The sequence below is a fragment of the Streptomyces sp. SJL17-4 genome (assembly GCF_036826855.1).
GTDB lineage: Bacteria > Actinomycetota > Actinomycetes > Streptomycetales > Streptomycetaceae > Streptomyces.
In genome coordinates this window covers 1,295,490-1,312,214 of sequence record NZ_CP104578.1, presented here as the reverse complement: position 1 = coordinate 1,312,214, position 16,725 = coordinate 1,295,490, and the positions used below count along the sequence as shown (strand labels likewise).

The following is a 16,725-nucleotide window of genomic DNA, read 5'->3' as shown; positions in this document are numbered from 1 at the left end:
CGCCCCGGCGGCACGGCGGCCGAAACGCCAGGACGCGCCCGTGGTATAGACCACGAGCGCGTCGCTGACCAGCAATGATGCTGATGTGGGGGGTGGTTCAGTGGTGGAGCGGTGGTGCCTTAGAAGGTCAGGCTCCACGAGTTGATGTAGCCGGTGTCACCCGTGGCCACATCGCGGACCTGAAGCTTCCAGGTGCCGTTGGCGACCTCGCTCGACGCGTCGACCGTGTACGTGGTGAGGACGTTGTCGGCGCTGTCCGACGAGGAGGACGCCTTGAGGTTGCGCACCGTGCCGTCGGGGGCGATCAGGTCGATGACCAGGTCCCCGCGCCAGGTGTGCTTGATGTCCACGCCGACCTTGAGGGCGGCGGGGGCGTTGCCGGTGCGGCCGGTGACGGCGATCGAGGACGACACGGTGGTGTTGTCCGAGATCGTCACATCGGTCGCGTTGGTGAAGACGGTGCCGACCGGCGGGGTGGTGGTGACGGCGTCGACGGTCTTCGCGGAGTCGGCGATGCCGGTGCCGCAGCCGCCGGTGCAGGTGCCGGGCAGCGGGCGGGCGTTGGCCTTGATCGCGGACTCGATCTCGGCCGGGGTGAGGGTGCTCTTGGCCGACTTCAGCAGGGCGGCGAGGCCGGCGATGTGCGGCGCCGCCATCGACGTGCCCTGGTAGGGCTTGTAGTTCTCGACCGACTGGGTGGTCGCGCCCGAGTTCAGCGTGGAGTAGATGCCGTTCTCGGGGGTGGTGACGGTGCCGGGCGTGTCGGTCGAGCGACGGGTCTCGCCGCCGGGCGCGGCCACGTCCACGATGGCGCCGAAGTTGGAGTAGTACGACCGGTTGCCCTCACGGCTGGTGGACGCCACGTTGATGACGTTCGCGCAGTTCGCGGGGGTGAATCCGGAGGCGTTGGCGTTGCTGTTGCCCGCGGCGACGACGACGGTGGTACCGCGCGAGACGGCGCCGTTGATCGCGGTCTGGTAGACGCTCGGGCAGGTCGCGCTCGCGCCGCCCAGGCTCAGGTTGATGACCTTCGCCGGGGTGGCGTTGGCCGGGACGCCCGGCACGGTGCCGCCGGAGGCCCACGTGATGGCGTCGGCGATGTCGGCGGACGAGCCGCCGCACTTGCCGAGCACCCGCACGGGCTGGATCTTCGCGTTGTACGCGATGCCCGCGATGCCCTTGGTGTTGTTCGTGACGGCGCCGATGGTGCCGGCCACGTGGGTGCCGTGCCAGGAGGAGTTGGACGCCGTCGAGCCGAGACCGCACTCGCCGGCGGTGGCGTTCCAGTCGCCCTCGTCCTTCGCGTCCGCGTCACGGCCGTTGCCGTCGCGGGCGTCGGCGGAGGTCGAGATGAAGTCGTAACCGGAGACGACATTGGTCGCCAGGTCCGAGTGGGCCGCGTAGCCGGTGTCGATGACGGCGACGGTGACGCCGGAGCCGGTCGTCTTGTCCCAGGCCGAAGGAACGTTCATGCCACCGGTGGGCTCGAACAGGTCCCACTGCTTGGCGTAGTCGGTGTCGTTCGGCGTGACCGCCATCGCGTAGGCGCGGATGTCGGGCTCGACCGAGGCGACGGACGGGTCGGCGCGGAACGCGGCCATGACCTCCGTCACGTCCTGCTTGCTGGCGCTGTCGCCCAGGTCGACCAGGGCGCCACCGCCGGCGAGACGACGCTCGAAGGAGAGCTGCTCGCCCGTCTTCGCGGCCTTCTCGGCCGTGTCGCTCTTCGCGGCGGTGTTCGAGCCGGCCTCGGCGGCCTGGCTCTTGTAGGTGACGATGACCTTCTCGACCGGGGCGCTGGGGAGCGCCCGCATCGTCTGCGAAGCCGGTGCGGGCTTCGGGGTGGCAGCGCCCGGGGCGGCGGCGATCGCCCCGGTCGTGGCAGCGGCACCGAGGATCGCGGCGCTCGCGACCACGGATATGACTCTCCGCCTGGAACCGTTCAAGGTGTGGCCCTTTCGAGTACGACGTAGCTGCGGAGCAGTGGCGGCGGCGCGGGACACAGGGGCGAAGTGGGGTCGCGATCCGGCATTCCCTGGGCTGGGGGGCCCGTGCGCCGCCACCGGCGCGACGGCCCGGGTCAAGGCCGCCACCGGCGGACACCACCCTCCGCATGCACCTGTCAGGGTGCGGTCGGGGGATGATATCTGCCGGTGCGGAGGACAGTAGGGAACGGGGGGGTGAACCCGATACGGGGAAAACCCTTGTCACCCCTCACGGGGCGGCGGGGGGTCGGTGAGGGGAGGTGCGACCGGGGGTGTGACCGGGGGTGCGGGCACGGGAGTCGGCACCACGTCACACACGCACCGAGCGACCGGATCACGCCCGGCCGACCTGCCGGACCAGACGTGTTTCGGTCGAGCAGGTACGTACCTGCTCAAGGGGAAAGGTACACACCACTTGGCGGGGGCCCGAGGGCGGCCCCACGACGGGGCGACCGGGAGCCGTCGAGGGCAGCGAGCCGTGGGGGCCGCGAGCAGTCGCGGGTCGGGAGCCGATGGCGGCCGGGAGCCGTCGGGGGCCGGTAGTGGACGGCGGCCGGGAGCCGTCTGGGGTCGGGATCCGTCGGCGGCCGGCGGCGAGGCCCCGGAGGGGGCGGCCTCAGCCGAGTTCGAGCGTCGTCACCCCGTACACGCGCTCGCGTGCCACCGGGCGGACCGGGCCCGTGTACATCCGGGCCGTCTCGAACGTCGGCTCCAGACCCCGCTCCTCGGCCAGCCGCGCCGCCGCCGGATTCGACTCCGGCATGTCGACCGCGATCCGCGCCGAGCCGAACTCCCGCGCCTCGGCGGCGAGCGCGTCGAGCAGGGCGGCCGCGTCGGCCGGGGTGTCCGCGAACAGCGGCCCCACCCGCGCCTCGTCCTGCGCCGGCCGGACCACCCCGTACCCGGTCGGACGTCCGTCGACGATCCGTACCAGCGCACGATGGCCGGGCGTGGTCAGCCAGGCGGCCAGGAAACGCGGCCGGTCGGCGTGGTGGCAGGCGTTGTCGTACGCGGCGAGGACGGCCGGGTCCACCGACCCGGCGGGCACCACACCGGCCACCGGGCCGTCGGAGGCCGGGACCTCACCCACGTAACGCGCCGTGCGGTACGCCGTCGCGAAGCCGGAACGCCGGTAGTTGTCCTGCTGCGCGGGCACCCCGTCGAGCCCGACGGCCCGGTCACCGGCATGCGCGAGCGCGGCCCGCCAGGTGGCCAGACCGTGACCGAGGCCGCGGAGTTCGGGGCGTACGAGATAGAAGCCCAGGAACGCGTACGCGTCGTCGTAGGTGACGACCGAAATGGCGGATACGGGCTCCCCGTCGACCCGGCCGAGGAAGAACCCCCGGGGATCCTGCGCGAAGAACGGCGCGGCGTCCGAGAGCCCCGGGTTCCACCCCTCCTCGGCCGCCCAGGAACGCACGAGCGCCCAGTCCCGCTCGGTGGCGGGGGAGACGGAGAGCGAGCCGGAGGATGAGGAGGCGGAGGCGGAGGCCATGGGGATCCCTTCAACAGCCGGGAGCGGGCGCGTACGCGATCGGGAAACGGGACCCGGGAGACCGGGAGGCTCGGACCGCAGGACCATGTGAAACCCGCACAGAACTCCTGGGGAAAGCCGGGCAAAGCGCGCCGAGCATAGCGCCCCGCGCGACCGCCCCCGCCCACGGCCGATCGATTCCGGCCGCGGGCGGCTTCGCCGAACAAGGCCCGAGCCGCCGCCGGACCGGGTGGGCCCCGGACCGGCCGAACCGGGTGGGCCCCGAACCGAGTGGGCCCCGGACCTGCCGAACCGGGTGGGCCCCGAGGGGGTCCCCGTCCTACCTCCGGGAGCGCGGCCGCCGTCTGCCGGACAGCGTCCACACCGGGGTCTGCCGCATGGCCGGTCGCGGTGAGAGCCGCTCGTACGTCACGAGGTGGCTTCGTCCTCCGCGTGCTCTTCGAAGTGGACGGTGCCGCCTTCGTCGAGGCGCGGGTGGAGGGCTTCGGGGGCGTGGGTGTTGATGTCGGACGGGCGGGGGCCTTCCGGTCCGTCGGGGCCCCAGCGGAGGAGGCGGCGGGTGCGGGCGATCCGGGAGACGGTGCCGTTCACCTCGACCTCGTTGCACCGGCCTTCACGCAGCCGCTCCCCGGCTCGGGCGAACGGCGCGAGTTCCTTCACGGCGGGGCTGGTGTTCGCTGCGACGACGGTGGTTGCGTCGACGTCTCTTGCGGCGTCGTAGGGGATCAGGCCGCGCGTGCGCGGTTCCATCCAGGTCAGGGCGAAGGACAGCACCCGGCGTGCGTCGTGGGCGGTGGCTTGCAGGCCGCTGCCCGGTGTCCAGGGCCCGCTGCCCGACCGCTCGACGATCGCGAACGCCGTCGGCATGAGCAGGACATCGGGGTGGGTCTCCACCGCCCGCGCGGAGTCCCGCAGTACAGGATCGGGGAACCTGCTGCCGGTGTAGACGAGGGGGCGCAAGGACAGTCGCTCCGCCGCCTGGAGCGGGGACAGAGGTGCGTCAGGGTCCAGGACGAGGCCGTCGTCGATTCTCGGGCTGCGGGCACCGGCGCCGGGACTCCAGTCGGGGGCGGGGGGTTCGGGGTCGGTGGGCCGTGGCTTTTCGATGTCGCCGTGCTCGTCGAGGCCGGCGTACTCCTCCGCCCTCACCACGCGATATCGGGTGTCGAGCACGGTGAGTTCGTCGACGACCTCGCTCTCCAGCCGGGCGACCGCCGCCAGCAGCGCACGCCGCTCCTCCGTGGTCTTCGCCTCGTCCTTCGCCCGGAACCACAGCAGGGAGTTCAGCCCGTCCCGGGCCTCCTGGGGGCAGCCGTGGGCGACTTCGACGACCACCCGCCATCGGCGCCCGTCATCCTCCACGCCCTGCGCGGCCACCCCGAACAGCGGCCCCCGCACCGCCAGAGCACTGTTGCGCGCCGCCGCGTCGAGGGCGTCGGCCTCCATCGCGGCCTCCACCGGCTCCACCGGAACCCGCACCACCACCGGCCAACCGCCCGGTCCCACACGCTGTCCGCTCATCCCACCATCGTGGCGGCACCGACGCGTGCCCGTCACGGATTCCCCGGATCGCCTCCCGAAACCACCGTCCCGGGCGGAGGACTGCGCCGGCAGCCGCATGCTGTCCTCAGTGGTAGCCGCGCATCAGCTCGGAGGCCCACTCCGGCTGCCGCACGTCACCGAGGGGACCGAACTCCTGGACCCACGGCTTGATGTCGAGCACGGGCGTCCCGGTCACCGCATCGAGCCCGGTGACGTGAACGTCCAAACCGTCCACCGCCACGAGTCGGCACCGCGACACCCCCAGTCGGTTGGGGCGACGCCTGCTGCGCTGGGCGAAGATCCCCACCATCGGCTCGTCCTCATGTCCGGGCACTCGGCGGGCACGCCAATCGATGTCTTGTTCCGGCACGCGGTCGAAGAAGAACACGACTTCAAGGTGAGAAAACTGCTCCAGGCCGGACAGCGACTCAGGGCCGAACCGGGAACCGTCCAAACGAATCACCGCGGCCTCGCGGCCCCAGCCACGCTCGCGCAACTCGTCCCTGCCGTCCACGACCGAGGCAATGGGCCGTGACACGACAACCGACACCGACAGGTCCGACCGACCCTGTTCACGCACAGTGCCCCCTTACAACAGGCGAAAGTACGAAGCCTGTCACATCACGAGGCGGAGGCGCGGGCCTGCGATCGTGAGGCGTACGGTCTGGCCCCACGTCAGCTCCAGCGCGTCCGACTCGACGCCGTCGCCGAACACGACCAGCCGGTCCGACTCGACGGCGAGGCGCAGCCCCTGACCCGGGTCGAGGAGGCCCTCGACCCGGCTCGTGCCGGTCGTCGGCGAGGGCCAGGCCTCACGGACGAACCAGGCGAGCCGCGCATCCGCCGGCGCGGGCAGCGCGAGCGCGCTGGAGCGCTGCTCCCACAGGGACCGCAGCCAGCCCGTGGCCCCCGTCCCCGTGCCGACGAGCACACCCGAGGAGGCCTGGGCCTCCGGTGGAAGCTCCGTCGCGTCGAGGTCCAGCGTGTACCGGGCGGTCTGATGGCCGCGCGGCCCGACGTAGATCTCGTTCAGCGCCAGGAGCCGCTGCGCGTCGTCGGTGACCGCCTCCACCATCGTCAGCTCGTCGACCGTCGCCCCGGCCCCCGCCGCGTACGGCAGCAGCCGCCGTGCCCGGTCCGCCCGGTGGCGGACCAGGACGCCCGGATTGCGCCCCGGGTCGGCGTCGATCCCGATGACGGGCTGCCCGGTCAGGTACTTCGCCGCGTTGGCGACCAGACCGTCCTGCCCCACCACCACGACCACGTCCTCGGGCCCGAACAGGAACCGGTCCAGATCGGCGCGCTCCACCCTGGTCTGCCGCCAGGTCAGGGGCACCGCGGCCGCCACCTCGGCCATCGCCCGGTGGGTGCGCTCGTGCCGCTCGCGGACCGCGTCGACCGAGCGGCCGCGCGCGGAGAGGAAGAACGCGGCCTGACCGTGCGTACCGTGCCGGGCGAGCAGCTCCTCGTACTCCGTGGTCCGGTGCACGAGCACCGCGCGCGGCGCGAGGCTCACGGCCGGGCCCCGCCCTCGCCGAGCTTGGCCAGCAGCCCCGTCAGGACGTCGGGCGAGAGCGTCAGGTGCTCGATCCGCGGCAGGTTCTCCGCGGCACGGGACACGGCGAGGGCGTGCAGAGTGGCGGGTTCCACCTCGGCGTGCGCCCGCAGCCACGCCGACTGCGCTCCGGCGCGCGCCTGCCCGACCTCCCGCGCGGCCTCCGCCTCGGCCTGCGCGAGGCGGACCTTCCGTACGGCCTCGGCCTCCGCCCGTACGGCGTCGGCCGAGGCGTTCTCCTCGGCCTCGCGACGGGCGTTGGTGCCACGCTGCTCGACGAGCCGCTCCTCCTGGCGGGCCAGCTCGATCTTGCTCGCCAGCTCGTTCTCCGCGATGGCGCGCTCGCGCTCGACGGCGACGGCGCGGCGCTCGTACGTGGCCCGGTCGGCCTCCTGCTGGATCTGCTCGCGGGCGGGGGTGCGCAAGGCCCGCTCGACCTCGGGTTCGGGGCGGATCGCGACCACCCGGACGGCGACGACCTCGATGCCGGTGGACGGCAGTCGGGGCTCGGCCGCGAGTCCGGCCGTGACGCGGTCCCGTACCGCCGCCACGCCGTCGACGAGCGCCTCGGCCAGCGCGGTGCGGGCGAGGACGTCGAGGGCGTGCTGCTGAGCGGTCTCGGTGAGGAGAGTGGCGATCTGCTCCAGCGGGGTGCCGCGCCACGCGCCCGTGTCGGGGTCGATGGAGAAGTCGAGCCGAGTGGCGGCGGCCGCCGGGTCGCCGATCCGGTACGTGACGGTGGACTGGACGCTGACGTCCTGGAAGTCGGCGGTCCGGGCGTGGAAGGCCATGGCCAGTTCGCGGTCGTTGACCGGGACCTCGGAGAGGGCAGCGGTGAGCGGGCGGAACCAGAAGCTCAGTCCCTCGCCGTCGTGCACGAGCTTGCCGCGGCGCTGGTGACGGATATGCGCGGTGGGCGCGGAGCGCAGATGGCGCCAGCCGGCCCGCCGGGTGATGTCGGCCATGAAGAAACCCCCTTGTCGTCATGTTGACGATAGGGGGATTTCGGGGTTGTCGTCAAGATGACGAATTCGAGGTCGGAGGGGAGGGTGACCTCGAATGCGTCAGCCCGCAGCCGGCGCGTGCGCCGGCTCGGCGCCCGGGCCGGCCGGGCCGCCCGTGTCTGGCATGTCGAGCTGGGTCATGCGCGGCTCGGGCGTGGCCGGATCGGCAGGTCGGGTCGCCCGGGTGGCGGAGAAGTCGGTCATGCGGGGGGCCGGCACCGGCACGGGCGTCGGCACCCGCACCGGGACAGGCGTCGGCCGGATGCTCCACCGGGCAGGCGTACGCGCGTGCGTGGAGTCGGCAGTCCCCGGCTCGGGCGGCGTCGCGGGCCCGGGCGCTGCGACACCCTCCGGCACCGAGACAGGCACCGGCACCGAGACAGGCACCGGCACCGAGACAGGCACCGGCACCGGCACCGAGACAGGCACCGGCACCGGCAACGCCGTGGCCCGCGCTGCCGGGGCCGCCTCGGGTCGGGTGGCCGGAGCGGCCGCCTCCGGGGAACCCCCCTTCGTCAGCAGCACCACGCCCCGCGCCGCGACCAGCGACGCGCCGGCCGCTACCAGCCAGCCCCACGCGCCCGCCCGGAACGTCTCCCCGAGCAGCGCCACGCCGATGATCGCGGCGGCCGCCGGGTTGGAGAGGTTGACCACGGCGAGCGGCGCCGCTAGGCCGCCCCGGTAGGCGGCCTGGGAGAGCAGGAGCCCGCCCGTCGCGAAGCCCGAGATCAGCACCGCGAGGAGCGCGGTCTGCCACCAGGCCGGCTTGCCGCCCGGGAGTTCGAGCGCGAACGCGGCAGTCAACGTCTGGGTGAGCGCGGAGGCGACGCCCGAGGCGATCCCGGAGGCCGTGGCGTGCCCGAGCCCGCGAGGGGCCTGCCCCTCGGCCGGGTGGCGGCGGTGCCGGCCCGAGGCGAGCGCGACGATGAGGAGCGCCGTCGCCGCGGCGACGACCAGGGATTCGCGCAGGCTGAGCGCCTCGCCGGGCTCGGTGGGGCCCGTCACGGCGACCAGTCCGACGAGACCGGCCAGGGTCCACAGCGCCCCGCGCCACTCGGTACGGGTCACCCGGCGCCGGGCCGCGTACGCGCCGAGCGGCAGCGCCGCCACCAAGGTCAGTGCGCCGAGCGGCTGGACCAGCGTCAGCGGCCCGTAGTGCAGGGCGGCCACGTGGGCGAGGGCTCCGGCGGCGTTGAGGCCGACCGCCGACCACCACTGCCCGCGGGCGAGCAGTGCGCGCAGCGCCCCGCGCCCGTCCTGGGCGGGGGAGGCGGCGGCGAGCCGGGACTGCGCGACGGCGGCGAGCGCGTATCCGGCGGCGGAGACGAGCGAGAGGAGCACCGCGACGACGGTGCCTGCGGCGGGGTTCATCGGAGGGCTCCGACCGGGAGGGAGGCCGTACCGACCTGACGGGGTACGGGTGGGGGCGCCGTCCGGCGGCCGGGGGCGCGGACGGCGAGCAGGGCGAGACCGAGCAGCGCGGCGGCGGCGAGCGCGTCGAACCAGTAGTGGTTGGCGGTGCCGACGATGACGAGCAGGGTGAGCAGCGGGTGCAGCAGCCACAGGACCCGCCACCGGGACCGGGTGGCGGCGATCAGGCCGATCGCGACCATCAGGGCCCAGCCGAAGTGCAGTGAGGGCATGGCCGCGAACTGGTTGGCCATCGAGTCGGTCTCCGGCGTCGCCCCGTACACCGAGGGGCCGTAGACCCGTGCGGTGTCCACGAGTCCGCTGGCGGCGAGCATCCGCGGCGGCGCGAGCGGCATCAGGAGGTGCAGGGCGAGCGCGGCGCCGGTGAGGAGCGCGAGGACGCGACGCGACCACACGTAGTGGGCGGGGCGGCGCAGATACAGCCAGACGAGGAAGGCGAGTGTGGCCGGGAAGTGCACGGCCGCGTAGTAGGTGTTCGCGGCCCGGATCAGCGGTTCGCCGTGCAGGAGCAGCTGCTGGATCGTTCCCTCACCCGGCAGGTGGACCGCGCGCTCGGCGTCCCAGACGCGGTCGGCGTTCCGGAAGGCGCGGGACTCGTGGCCGTTGGCGAAGAGCCGGCCGAACTTGTAGACGAGGAACAGCGCGGTGACGAGCGCGAGCTCGCGCAGGAGGGGCGGTCTGGCGGACTCGCCGCCGTCCCTCTCGTCGCTCCCGTGCTCGTCGAGCCCGGCGGGGTCGGGGGTAGGCGTCAGCCCTGATCCGGCAGGACGTGGTCCTCGTATCCCGCGTATCCCGGCAGCCATCGCGCGGCCCTCTAATCAGTCAAATCGCCAGTAAACGGAGTGAGCCTAGATCCGATTTCATCGAGACGCAAGCGTCTCGATACGTTTGCGTCTCGATTGTGCACCCCCTACTCTCGTATGTGCAGAGACAGAGGTGTCCGGGAGGGATCGATGTCCACGTCAGCGTCCACGTCAGCGTCCACGTCAGCGTCCATGTCGGCGTCCACAGAGGCCGCCACCGCCGCCGCCCGCCGCAGCAAGATCACGCCGGAGCGCGAGACGGAGCTGTACGACGCCGTGCTCTGCCTCCTGCGTGAGGGCGGGTACGACTCGGTGACCATGGAGGGCGTCGCGGCCCGCACCAAGTGCGGCAAGGCCACCCTCTACCGGCAGTGGGGCACGAAGCCGCAGCTCGTCACCGCCGCGCTCGCCCGGCGCCGCTGCACCGTCTTCACCGGCATCGACACCGGAACCCTCGCCGGTGACCTGCGCGAGGCGGGCCGTATCGCCGCGTCCCACCGCGAGCGCGACGCCGAACTCATGGAGGCCGTCGCCCAGGCCTTCATCCAGCACCCCGATCTGCGCGCCGCACTCCGCGAGACCGTCATCGCCCCCGAGGTCGCGGCGATCGACGCGGTCGTGGCGCGCGCGGTCGCGCGGGGCGAGATCGATGCCGACAACCCGGCGATCGGCTTCGTCGCCCCCTGCTTCCTGGGCATGCTCCGCATCGAGCGGCTCTTCGAGGACCGCTTCACGGACGTCTCGACCATGCGGACCTTCGTCGACGCCGTCCTTCTTCCGGCGCTGCGCGTCGAGGGGTGAGCCGCGGGCCGGTCCGTCAGGCTGGAGCCATGCCCGCAGAGCCCACGCAGCCCTCAGAGTCCGCGAAGCCGGCCCGCCCGGCCCAACCCGGCCACCGTGGCCGTGTCCGCGTCCGGCGGATCTACGAGACCCCCTCGCCGGACGACGGCGTGCGGGTCCTCGTCGACCGGCTCTGGCCGCGCGGACTCGCCAAGACCGACGCCCGCATCGACGAATGGCCCAAGGCGCTCACGCCGTCGACGGAACTCCGCCGCTGGTACCACGGAACCGAGGGCGAGTACGAGGAGTTCCGTCGGCGCTACGAGGCCGAACTCGAAGCCCCCGAGGCCGCGGCGGCCCTCGACCGGCTGAGGACCCTCGCGGCGAAGGAGACGGTCACCCTCCTGACGGCGGCCAAGGACCCGTCGGTGAGCCACACGTCGGTCCTGCTGCGGGAACTGGACCCGGGAGCGGGGGCGTAACCCTCAGGCCCGGTCCAGCAGCAGCCGAGGCGCCTCGGAGGCGGCGTCGACGACGGGCGGGTGGGTGACGGGGGGTTCGGCGACAGGGGGTTCGGCGCCGGGGGGTTCGGCGACGGCGGGTTCCGCGACGGGCGGTTCCGCGTCGACGGCTTCGGCGTCGGCCGGGTCGTCGGCTCCGGCCGCGTCCGGCCCTGCGGCACGGCGGCGGCCCTCGGCGGCCCTATCGGCCAACTCCCGCGCCCACGCCACGAGTCCGTCGGCGTCGATCCCATGGGCGGCGGACTCCGCGCTCCCCTGCCCGCCCGCGAGGCGGTCGGCGCCGCGGCGCAGCAGCCGCGCCCCGCCCGCCGTGTTGCCCCGGGCGACGTGCGTCAGGCCCACGGCGAGCTGCGCGAGGCCCTGCCACAGGTCGCGCTCCGACTCGGGGCCGGACTTCCAGGCGTCCTCGAAGACCTCGTGCGCATGGAAGGGCATCCCGGCGTCCAGCAACCGCTGCGCCTCGCGCAGGGTCTCCTCGGGAGTGCGGACGACGCCCTCGGGCTGCCGGGGCACGCCTTCGGCGCCGTACGGCAGCGGCCGGCCGAGCCCGTCGCGAGGACGCGCGCTACGGGCCCGCCCCTCCTCGTCGCGATCCCTGCCACGATCACTCGCTGTCCGGTTCACCCGTCCATTGTCGCCCCGGGGCGATCGACACCGCACGGAGCCCCGGGCCCGCCCGGACCTCGCCCACGCGCCCGGACCGCGCCCGCGCCCGCCCGGGCCTCGCCCTCGCGCGCCGGGCTCGGCCGTCACCCTCGCCGAAGCAACATCCCAGGCCACCACCTGCGGCGCGGTGACCGCCCGTGCGTCAACCCACCGTCCGGAGTGAGGTAATGTTTTCCCTGCACGCCGACGCGGGGGAAACCCCGAGGAGACGCGCATCGGGACGTGGCGCAGCTTGGTAGCGCACTTGACTGGGGGTCAAGGGGTCGCAGGTTCAAATCCTGTCGTCCCGACTCGAAAGAGTCGCAGGTCAGGGGCCGTTTCAGAGCAATCTGAAACGGCCCCTTGATCGTTCTTGGGGACCACTTGGGGACCAACCCCGCCTTGACCGTCAGCGGACGACGACGATCGGGCTCGGCAGGGACCGCGGGGCGCGCAGCACGCTGAGGTGCGCTGAGAGTGCTGCGCCAGCGGCGGTGATCTTGTGCGTGTCAGGGTGCAGGTACCGCTGGGTCGTGGTGAGCGAGCCGTGGCCGGCGATCTTGCGCAGGACGTGCACCTGGACACCGGCGTCGGCGAACCACGTGAGTCCCGTGTGCCGGAGGTCGTGGCGGCGCAGGTGCTCGTAGCCGAGCTTGGTGACGACGGTGTCCCAGTGGGTGGCGTCGCGCAGCACAGCGGTGGTGATGCGGCCGCCGCGCGGTCCGGTGAACAGCCGGGCGTTGGGATCGGGGCCGGCGGCGAGGACACGCTGGGCGACGAGCGGGCGGATCTCTTCGATGATCGGGACCTGGCGGGCTCGTTTGCCCTTCGTGCCCTTGTCGACGAGACCGCCGGGGGCCGGAGTCGTCTGGCGGCGGACGGTCCAGATCCAGTTGGTGGTGTCGATGTCGCCGACTCGGCAGCCGGAGACCTCGCCGATGCGTGCGGCGGTGCACGCGGCGAAGAGGACCACCTCGCCCCAGCCTCGGTACTCGCCGTGCGAGGCGTCGACGAGCGCACCGGCTAGCTCGACGAGCGTCTCCCAGTCGGGCAGGGCGAGCGCGCGGGGGTTGAGGAGCTCGTCTTCAACCTGCTTGTAGAGCTTCTGCCAGCCGGTCACGCGGGCTGGGTTGATCTGGATGATGCCGTCCCTGACCGCCTGTTCCATGACGCGGACCAGGACGGCGAGGGTGTTCTTGACTGTGGAGCGGCCGAGGTCGTCGGTGATCCAGTTCTGGACGGTGCGGTCGACCGCGCCGTTGGTGATCATCCGAACCGGCAGGTGCCCCAGGGTCGGTACCACCCGCAGGCGCCAGCCCGACAGGTACGGGTCGCGTGTTTTCAGTTCGAGGCCGCGGAGGGCGAGTTCCATGTTCGCTTCGCCGTAGGCAGCGAGATTGATGGTGGCGAGCGAAGGGTCGAGTCCGGCGGCTGCGGCTTCGACGACGGCGTCGATCCACGCGTTGGCCTCATCCTCGTCCTGCTTGGCCTCGGACAGCGACATGCGGCGCTTGGTCTCGGGATCGAACCAGCGGACACGGGCCCGGTACGGATTGGCCCTGCTGGGTCTGTACTCCACGTCGGTCGAGATCCGAACGCCGATGGGGACGGTTTCTATTCGGGGCATCAAGCCTTCCTGGCTGGGGTGACGCGGCGGCTGCGGAGCCATTCCTCGACGTCGGCCGCGCTGTATACGACGACGCGCTCGGACATGTGGATGAAGGGCGGTCCTTGTGGCGGTCGAGCAGTTCGCCACCGGCGTAGTGTCGACGCATCGACCTGAATGCGAGCTGCGAGGTCCTTGGTCGAGTACCAAGTGCTCGTGAGGAGGGGGGCGTGACCGTTGGCCAGGCCGCATTCCGGCGCGGGTGGCGTTGGGGGCTGCTGGTCGGAGTGTCGTAGGTGGGTGGAGGCTACGGGCTGGAAGGGCAAGGTGGGATTGATCTCCGGGGAGTACGGAACACTAAACGGATCGGCGCGACAGTCCAGCGGCAGACGGGATCGTTCGCGAACGGAGAACGAACTGCATGTCTGCGCGCGTTGCGGCCCATCGGCGCCCTGACGCGCTACGTGAAGTAATACTCCGCAGAATTCCCGGTTTACCTAACCGGGGATTTGCTGCTATGTTCCGCCGCCTTGGACGGACCTTGGGGTACTCGCCGCAGCCGCTGGTATGTCGACATCGGAAGAGCAGAGATCGCGGAGAGGTCTCTCATCGGGCCGTACGCGACCGCCGCCGCCTTCGCCGAGGTGTGCATCGCCCGAGCTGCTCGCTGCTCACACGGTCGCCATGACCGGCCGGTCTCATTCGAGACGCCCAGGCCACCTGGCCGACCCTCTTCGCGATGTGCTCCCCAGTGAGCGTGGGCGAGGGTCTGGGGGGCGCAGTCCGGCGGCCGAGGGCGCACGCGGATTGAACTATCGGCGCGCCGGCAACGCTGTGCGCCAATCGTGTGAGTGATCGCGTCATCTTGCAGCCGGATCCAGTCGCGAATCCTTCCTTCCCATGTGTCGTTCCGAACGACGAAGCACCGTGGCGTATTACTGTGCATTGACCTTCTCTTGAACTCTCTTTTGTGAACTGTGATGGCCTTGTGCGCCCCTGGGGGAGAGAGGTGCTCGCCATGTCGGCCGACCGCATACCTTCGTCTCGAAGTGACACCTTCACTCCCGCCTTCGCGCACGGCCTGCTGGCGTGCGGACGGGGAGCGTCGTTGCGGATTCACGGCCAATCGGACTGCAGCAAGCAGGCTTTGGGGCGTCGCAGAGGGATCCGAAGCGATGGCCCGCGCTACGGACCGGGAATCCGGCCGCCCCGCCAGGCGCGACCTGACCTCAGGCCATGCCGGTGGGCTGCCGCGCACCTTGCCAGGGCCGCTGACGTCGAGCCGTCGCAGCCCCTCCGGCTGACTGTCACCTCACGCATGTATGGCGCAGCCCCAGCACCGAAGCCTTCGCAGACTCGCCGCTTCGCCGCTGACAGGGCCGTCGGCCCGACGCGCCGTCGCGGCCTGCCAGGAGATGTCATTCATGCCGCGCCTCATCGACGAGGGACACCGGTTCGGGCTGGTTCCTGAGGGCGTCCCGCCCGCGGTCGACTTGCTCATCACGTGTTCCGACGTCCGGGACGCGGCCCGTGAGCCCGCTCCGTCTAGACCCTCTGAGGGGAACACACATGCCACTCTTCCTCCGCGGCGTCCGGCAGGACTTCGCCGCCTCACTGGTCGTCTTCCTCGTGGCGCTCCCCCTCTGTGTCGGGGTGGCCGTCGCCTCCGGCGTCCCCGCCGAACTCGGCCTGATCACCGGCATCGTCGGCGGTCTCGTCACCGGTGTGATGCGCGGCAGCAGTCTGCAGGTCTCCGGTCCGGCCGCCGGCCTGACCGTGCTGGTGGCGGAGGCGGTCCGCGCCCTGGGGCTGCCGGCCCTCGGACTGGTCGTGCTGCTGGCAGGACTCCTGCAAGTCGTCATGGGTGTCCTGCGCTGGGGGCGCTGGTTCCGGGCGATCTCCTTGTCCGTCGTCGAGGGCATGCTCGCGGGCATTGGTCTCGTGATCATCGCGGGCCAGCTCTACGCGGCGGCCGGTGTGACGGCGCCCCATGGGGGGCTCGCCAAGCTGGCGGGTCTGCCCGGCGCTCTGACCGGGGCATCGGGGGCCACTGCCTCCCTCGTCTCTCTCGCCGTCGCCGTTGGGACCGTCGCCGTGGTCGTGGTGTGGCGGAGGATGCCCAGCCGGATCCGAGCGGTGCCTGGGGCTCTGGTGGCGGTCCTGCTGGCCGCCCTGGTGACCGCGGTGGCCGAACTCCCGGTTGCCACCGTGCGGGTGAGTGGCGTGCTGGATGCCGTGCGGCTGCCCGGTGGCGACGCCTTTACCGGCCTCGTCGACGTGACGCTGCTCGGTACGGCGCTGGCGTTCGCGCTGATCGCCTCCGCGGAGTCGCTGTTCAGCGCGGCGGCCGTCGACCGGCTGCATACCGGTCCGCGTACTGACTACGACAGGGAGCTCGTCGCCCAGGGAGCGGGGAACGCGGTGTGCGGTCTGCTCGGTGCCCTGCCGCTGACGGCGGTCATCGTGCGCAGCTCGGCCAATGTGGAGGCCGGTGCCCGAACGAAGGCGTCCCGGGTGCTGCACGGTGTGTGGCTGCTGCTCTTCGCGGTCCTGCTGCCGGCCGTCCTCGCGTACATCCCGCTCGGGGCCCTCGCGGGGATTCTCGTCCACGCCGGCTGGAAACTGATCCCGTTCCGGGGTGTGGTGACGCTCTGGCGCACGCATCGCGGTGAGGCGTTCGTGCTCCTCGCGACGGCGGTGGCGATCGTCGTGGTCGGCATGTTCGAAGGCGTACTGATCGGTCTTGTGCTGTCGGTGGCGAAGGCCGCCTGGGAGGCGTCCCATCTACGCATGGAGCACAGCGACGAAGGCGACGGCGGGGTACGGGTGCAGCTGGCCGGGACGGTGAACTTCCTGCGGCTGCCTCAGATACTGGACAGCCTCGAGGCCCTGCCCCGTGACCGCCAGGTCGTCCTCGACCTTTCAGGGGTCCACCACCTCGACCATGCGTGCCGTGCCGCCCTGCACGCCTGGGCCGAGCGGCACACTGTCGCAGGCAGCCAGGTCGTTCGGCTCCAAGCACTCCCGGAATCTTCGCCCGCGGAGCAGGCCAAGGCGCTGGGATGACCCCATGGCAAGCCCGTGGCTACGAGCGAGCACCGCGCACGTCTTCACCCAGGCAGGCCGAGGGAGGCGGCGGTGTCGATACGGCCCGCTCGTCTTCTCGGTGACCAACGAGGCCGGCTCGCCGGCTGTGGTCGGCTGACGCCGTTCGCGGGGCGAGCTGCCGCGCCCCGACGCCACGACCGCTCGTGCCGAAGGCCATGTGGTGATCCCAGCTCGCTTCCCGCGGGCTTCAACCGGCAACGGTGGGATGGATGAGTCCGTCAGGCTGGCAGCGACGAGGAAACCCGACAGG

General features: G+C 72.2%; 12 protein-coding genes, 1 tRNA gene and 2 pseudogenes. 4 read left to right on the top strand and 11 right to left on the bottom strand.

The genetic code is table 11. From position 1 onward, the window contains the following. Nucleotides 1–119 precede the first annotated feature (119 nt). From N5875_RS05875 to N5875_RS05840, 8 genes and pseudogenes are all read right to left on the bottom strand, one after another. Nucleotides 120–1,814, bottom strand: a complete 1,695-nt coding sequence (locus N5875_RS05875; RefSeq protein ID WP_318209792.1) for a S8 family serine peptidase — start codon at nucleotides 1,812–1,814, stop codon at nucleotides 120–122. Nucleotides 1,815–2,601: 787 nt separating this feature from the next. Next, entirely contained in the window at nucleotides 2,602–3,480 is an 879-nt protein-coding gene (locus tag N5875_RS05870) for a GNAT family N-acetyltransferase (protein WP_318209586.1), read from the bottom strand. A 408-nt stretch (nucleotides 3,481–3,888) separates the two neighbouring features. Next, the gene (locus N5875_RS05865) at nucleotides 3,889–5,001 is read right to left on the bottom strand and encodes a DUF5954 family protein (RefSeq protein WP_338492096.1); all 1,113 of its coding nucleotides are present in this window, start codon (nucleotides 4,999–5,001) and stop codon (nucleotides 3,889–3,891) included. Nucleotides 5,002–5,107: 106 nt separating this feature from the next. Then, on the bottom strand, nucleotides 5,108–5,602 hold the full coding sequence (locus tag N5875_RS05860; RefSeq protein ID WP_338492094.1) for an SAM-dependent methyltransferase: 495 nt from the start codon (nucleotides 5,600–5,602) through the stop codon (nucleotides 5,108–5,110). 36 nt (nucleotides 5,603–5,638) lie between these two features. Next, complete coding sequence (locus N5875_RS05855) at nucleotides 5,639–6,538, bottom strand: hypothetical protein (protein ID WP_338492092.1); 900 nt, start codon at nucleotides 6,536–6,538, stop codon at nucleotides 5,639–5,641. Next, nucleotides 6,535–7,542 carry an SPFH domain-containing protein gene (locus tag N5875_RS05850; RefSeq protein ID WP_318209583.1) on the bottom strand — a complete coding sequence of 336 codons (1,008 nt, stop codon included), beginning with the start codon at nucleotides 7,540–7,542 and terminating at the stop codon, nucleotides 6,535–6,537. Before N5875_RS05850 ends, N5875_RS05855 begins: the two co-directional genes overlap by 4 nt. A 549-nt stretch (nucleotides 7,543–8,091) precedes the next feature. Beyond that, nucleotides 8,092–8,952 (bottom strand): annotated as a pseudogene (locus tag N5875_RS05845) (DMT family transporter); the annotation flags it as partial. After that, nucleotides 8,949–9,815, bottom strand: a complete 867-nt coding sequence (locus tag N5875_RS05840; protein ID WP_338492089.1) for a phosphatase PAP2 family protein — start codon at nucleotides 9,813–9,815, stop codon at nucleotides 8,949–8,951. The gene N5875_RS05840 and the pseudogene N5875_RS05845, both read right to left, overlap by 4 nt. A gap of 192 nt (nucleotides 9,816–10,007) precedes the next feature. On the opposite strand from N5875_RS05840, the gene N5875_RS05835 reads away from it, so the two are divergent. Further along, nucleotides 10,008–10,616: a TetR/AcrR family transcriptional regulator gene (locus N5875_RS05835; RefSeq protein ID WP_318209581.1), complete on the top strand. Its 609-nt coding sequence runs from the start codon at nucleotides 10,008–10,010 to the stop codon at nucleotides 10,614–10,616. Between the two features lie 29 nt (nucleotides 10,617–10,645). Continuing rightward, nucleotides 10,646–11,077, top strand: coding sequence for a DUF488 family protein (locus N5875_RS05830; RefSeq protein WP_338492087.1), 432 nt, complete (start codon nucleotides 10,646–10,648; stop codon nucleotides 11,075–11,077). 219 nt (nucleotides 11,078–11,296) lie between these two features. Here the strand turns inward: N5875_RS05830 and N5875_RS05825 are convergent. Continuing rightward, a pseudogene (locus N5875_RS05825) lies at nucleotides 11,297–11,740 on the bottom strand (DUF309 domain-containing protein); the annotation flags it as partial. 258 nt (nucleotides 11,741–11,998) lie between these two features. On the opposite strand from N5875_RS05825, the gene N5875_RS05820 reads away from it, so the two are divergent. Further along, nucleotides 11,999–12,072: transfer RNA gene (locus N5875_RS05820), tRNA-Pro, on the top strand. 98 nt (nucleotides 12,073–12,170) lie between these two features. Here the strand turns inward: N5875_RS05820 and N5875_RS05815 are convergent. Then, nucleotides 12,171–13,388 (bottom strand): site-specific integrase, encoded by a 1,218-nt coding sequence (locus tag N5875_RS05815; protein ID WP_318209578.1) that lies wholly within the window; start codon nucleotides 13,386–13,388, stop codon nucleotides 12,171–12,173. Continuing rightward, nucleotides 13,388–13,693 carry a helix-turn-helix domain-containing protein gene (locus tag N5875_RS05810; RefSeq protein ID WP_338492085.1) on the bottom strand — a complete coding sequence of 102 codons (306 nt, stop codon included), beginning with the start codon at nucleotides 13,691–13,693 and terminating at the stop codon, nucleotides 13,388–13,390. The genes N5875_RS05815 and N5875_RS05810 overlap by 1 nt, the downstream gene beginning before the upstream one ends. A gap of 1,243 nt (nucleotides 13,694–14,936) precedes the next feature. On the opposite strand from N5875_RS05810, the gene N5875_RS05805 reads away from it, so the two are divergent. Continuing rightward, complete coding sequence (locus N5875_RS05805) at nucleotides 14,937–16,433, top strand: SulP family inorganic anion transporter (RefSeq protein ID WP_318209577.1); 1,497 nt, start codon at nucleotides 14,937–14,939, stop codon at nucleotides 16,431–16,433. Nucleotides 16,434–16,725: the final 292 nt, after the last annotated feature.

What these genes read in the sequence shown, in the direction of transcription:
- N5875_RS05815 (WP_318209578.1), bottom strand. Translation starts at nt 13,388, where the DNA reads ATGCCCCGAATAGAAACCGTCCCCATCGGCGTTCGGATCTCGACCGAC.
- N5875_RS05840 (WP_338492089.1), bottom strand. Translation starts at nt 9,815, where the DNA reads ATGGCTGCCGGGATACGCGGGATACGAGGACCACGTCCTGCCGGATCA.
- N5875_RS05850 (WP_318209583.1), bottom strand. Translation starts at nt 7,542, where the DNA reads ATGGCCGACATCACCCGGCGGGCCGGCTGGCGCCATCTGCGCTCCGCG.
- N5875_RS05835 (WP_318209581.1), top strand. Translation starts at nt 10,008, where the DNA reads ATGTCGGCGTCCACAGAGGCCGCCACCGCCGCCGCCCGCCGCAGCAAG.
- N5875_RS05875 (WP_318209792.1), bottom strand. Translation starts at nt 1,814, where the DNA reads ATGCGGGCGCTCCCCAGCGCCCCGGTCGAGAAGGTCATCGTCACCTAC.
- N5875_RS05805 (WP_318209577.1), top strand. Translation starts at nt 14,937, where the DNA reads ATGCCACTCTTCCTCCGCGGCGTCCGGCAGGACTTCGCCGCCTCACTG.
- N5875_RS05870 (WP_318209586.1), bottom strand. Translation starts at nt 3,480, where the DNA reads ATGGCCTCCGCCTCCGCCTCCTCATCCTCCGGCTCGCTCTCCGTCTCC.
- N5875_RS05830 (WP_338492087.1), top strand. Translation starts at nt 10,646, where the DNA reads ATGCCCGCAGAGCCCACGCAGCCCTCAGAGTCCGCGAAGCCGGCCCGC.
- N5875_RS05865 (WP_338492096.1), bottom strand. Translation starts at nt 5,001, where the DNA reads ATGAGCGGACAGCGTGTGGGACCGGGCGGTTGGCCGGTGGTGGTGCGG.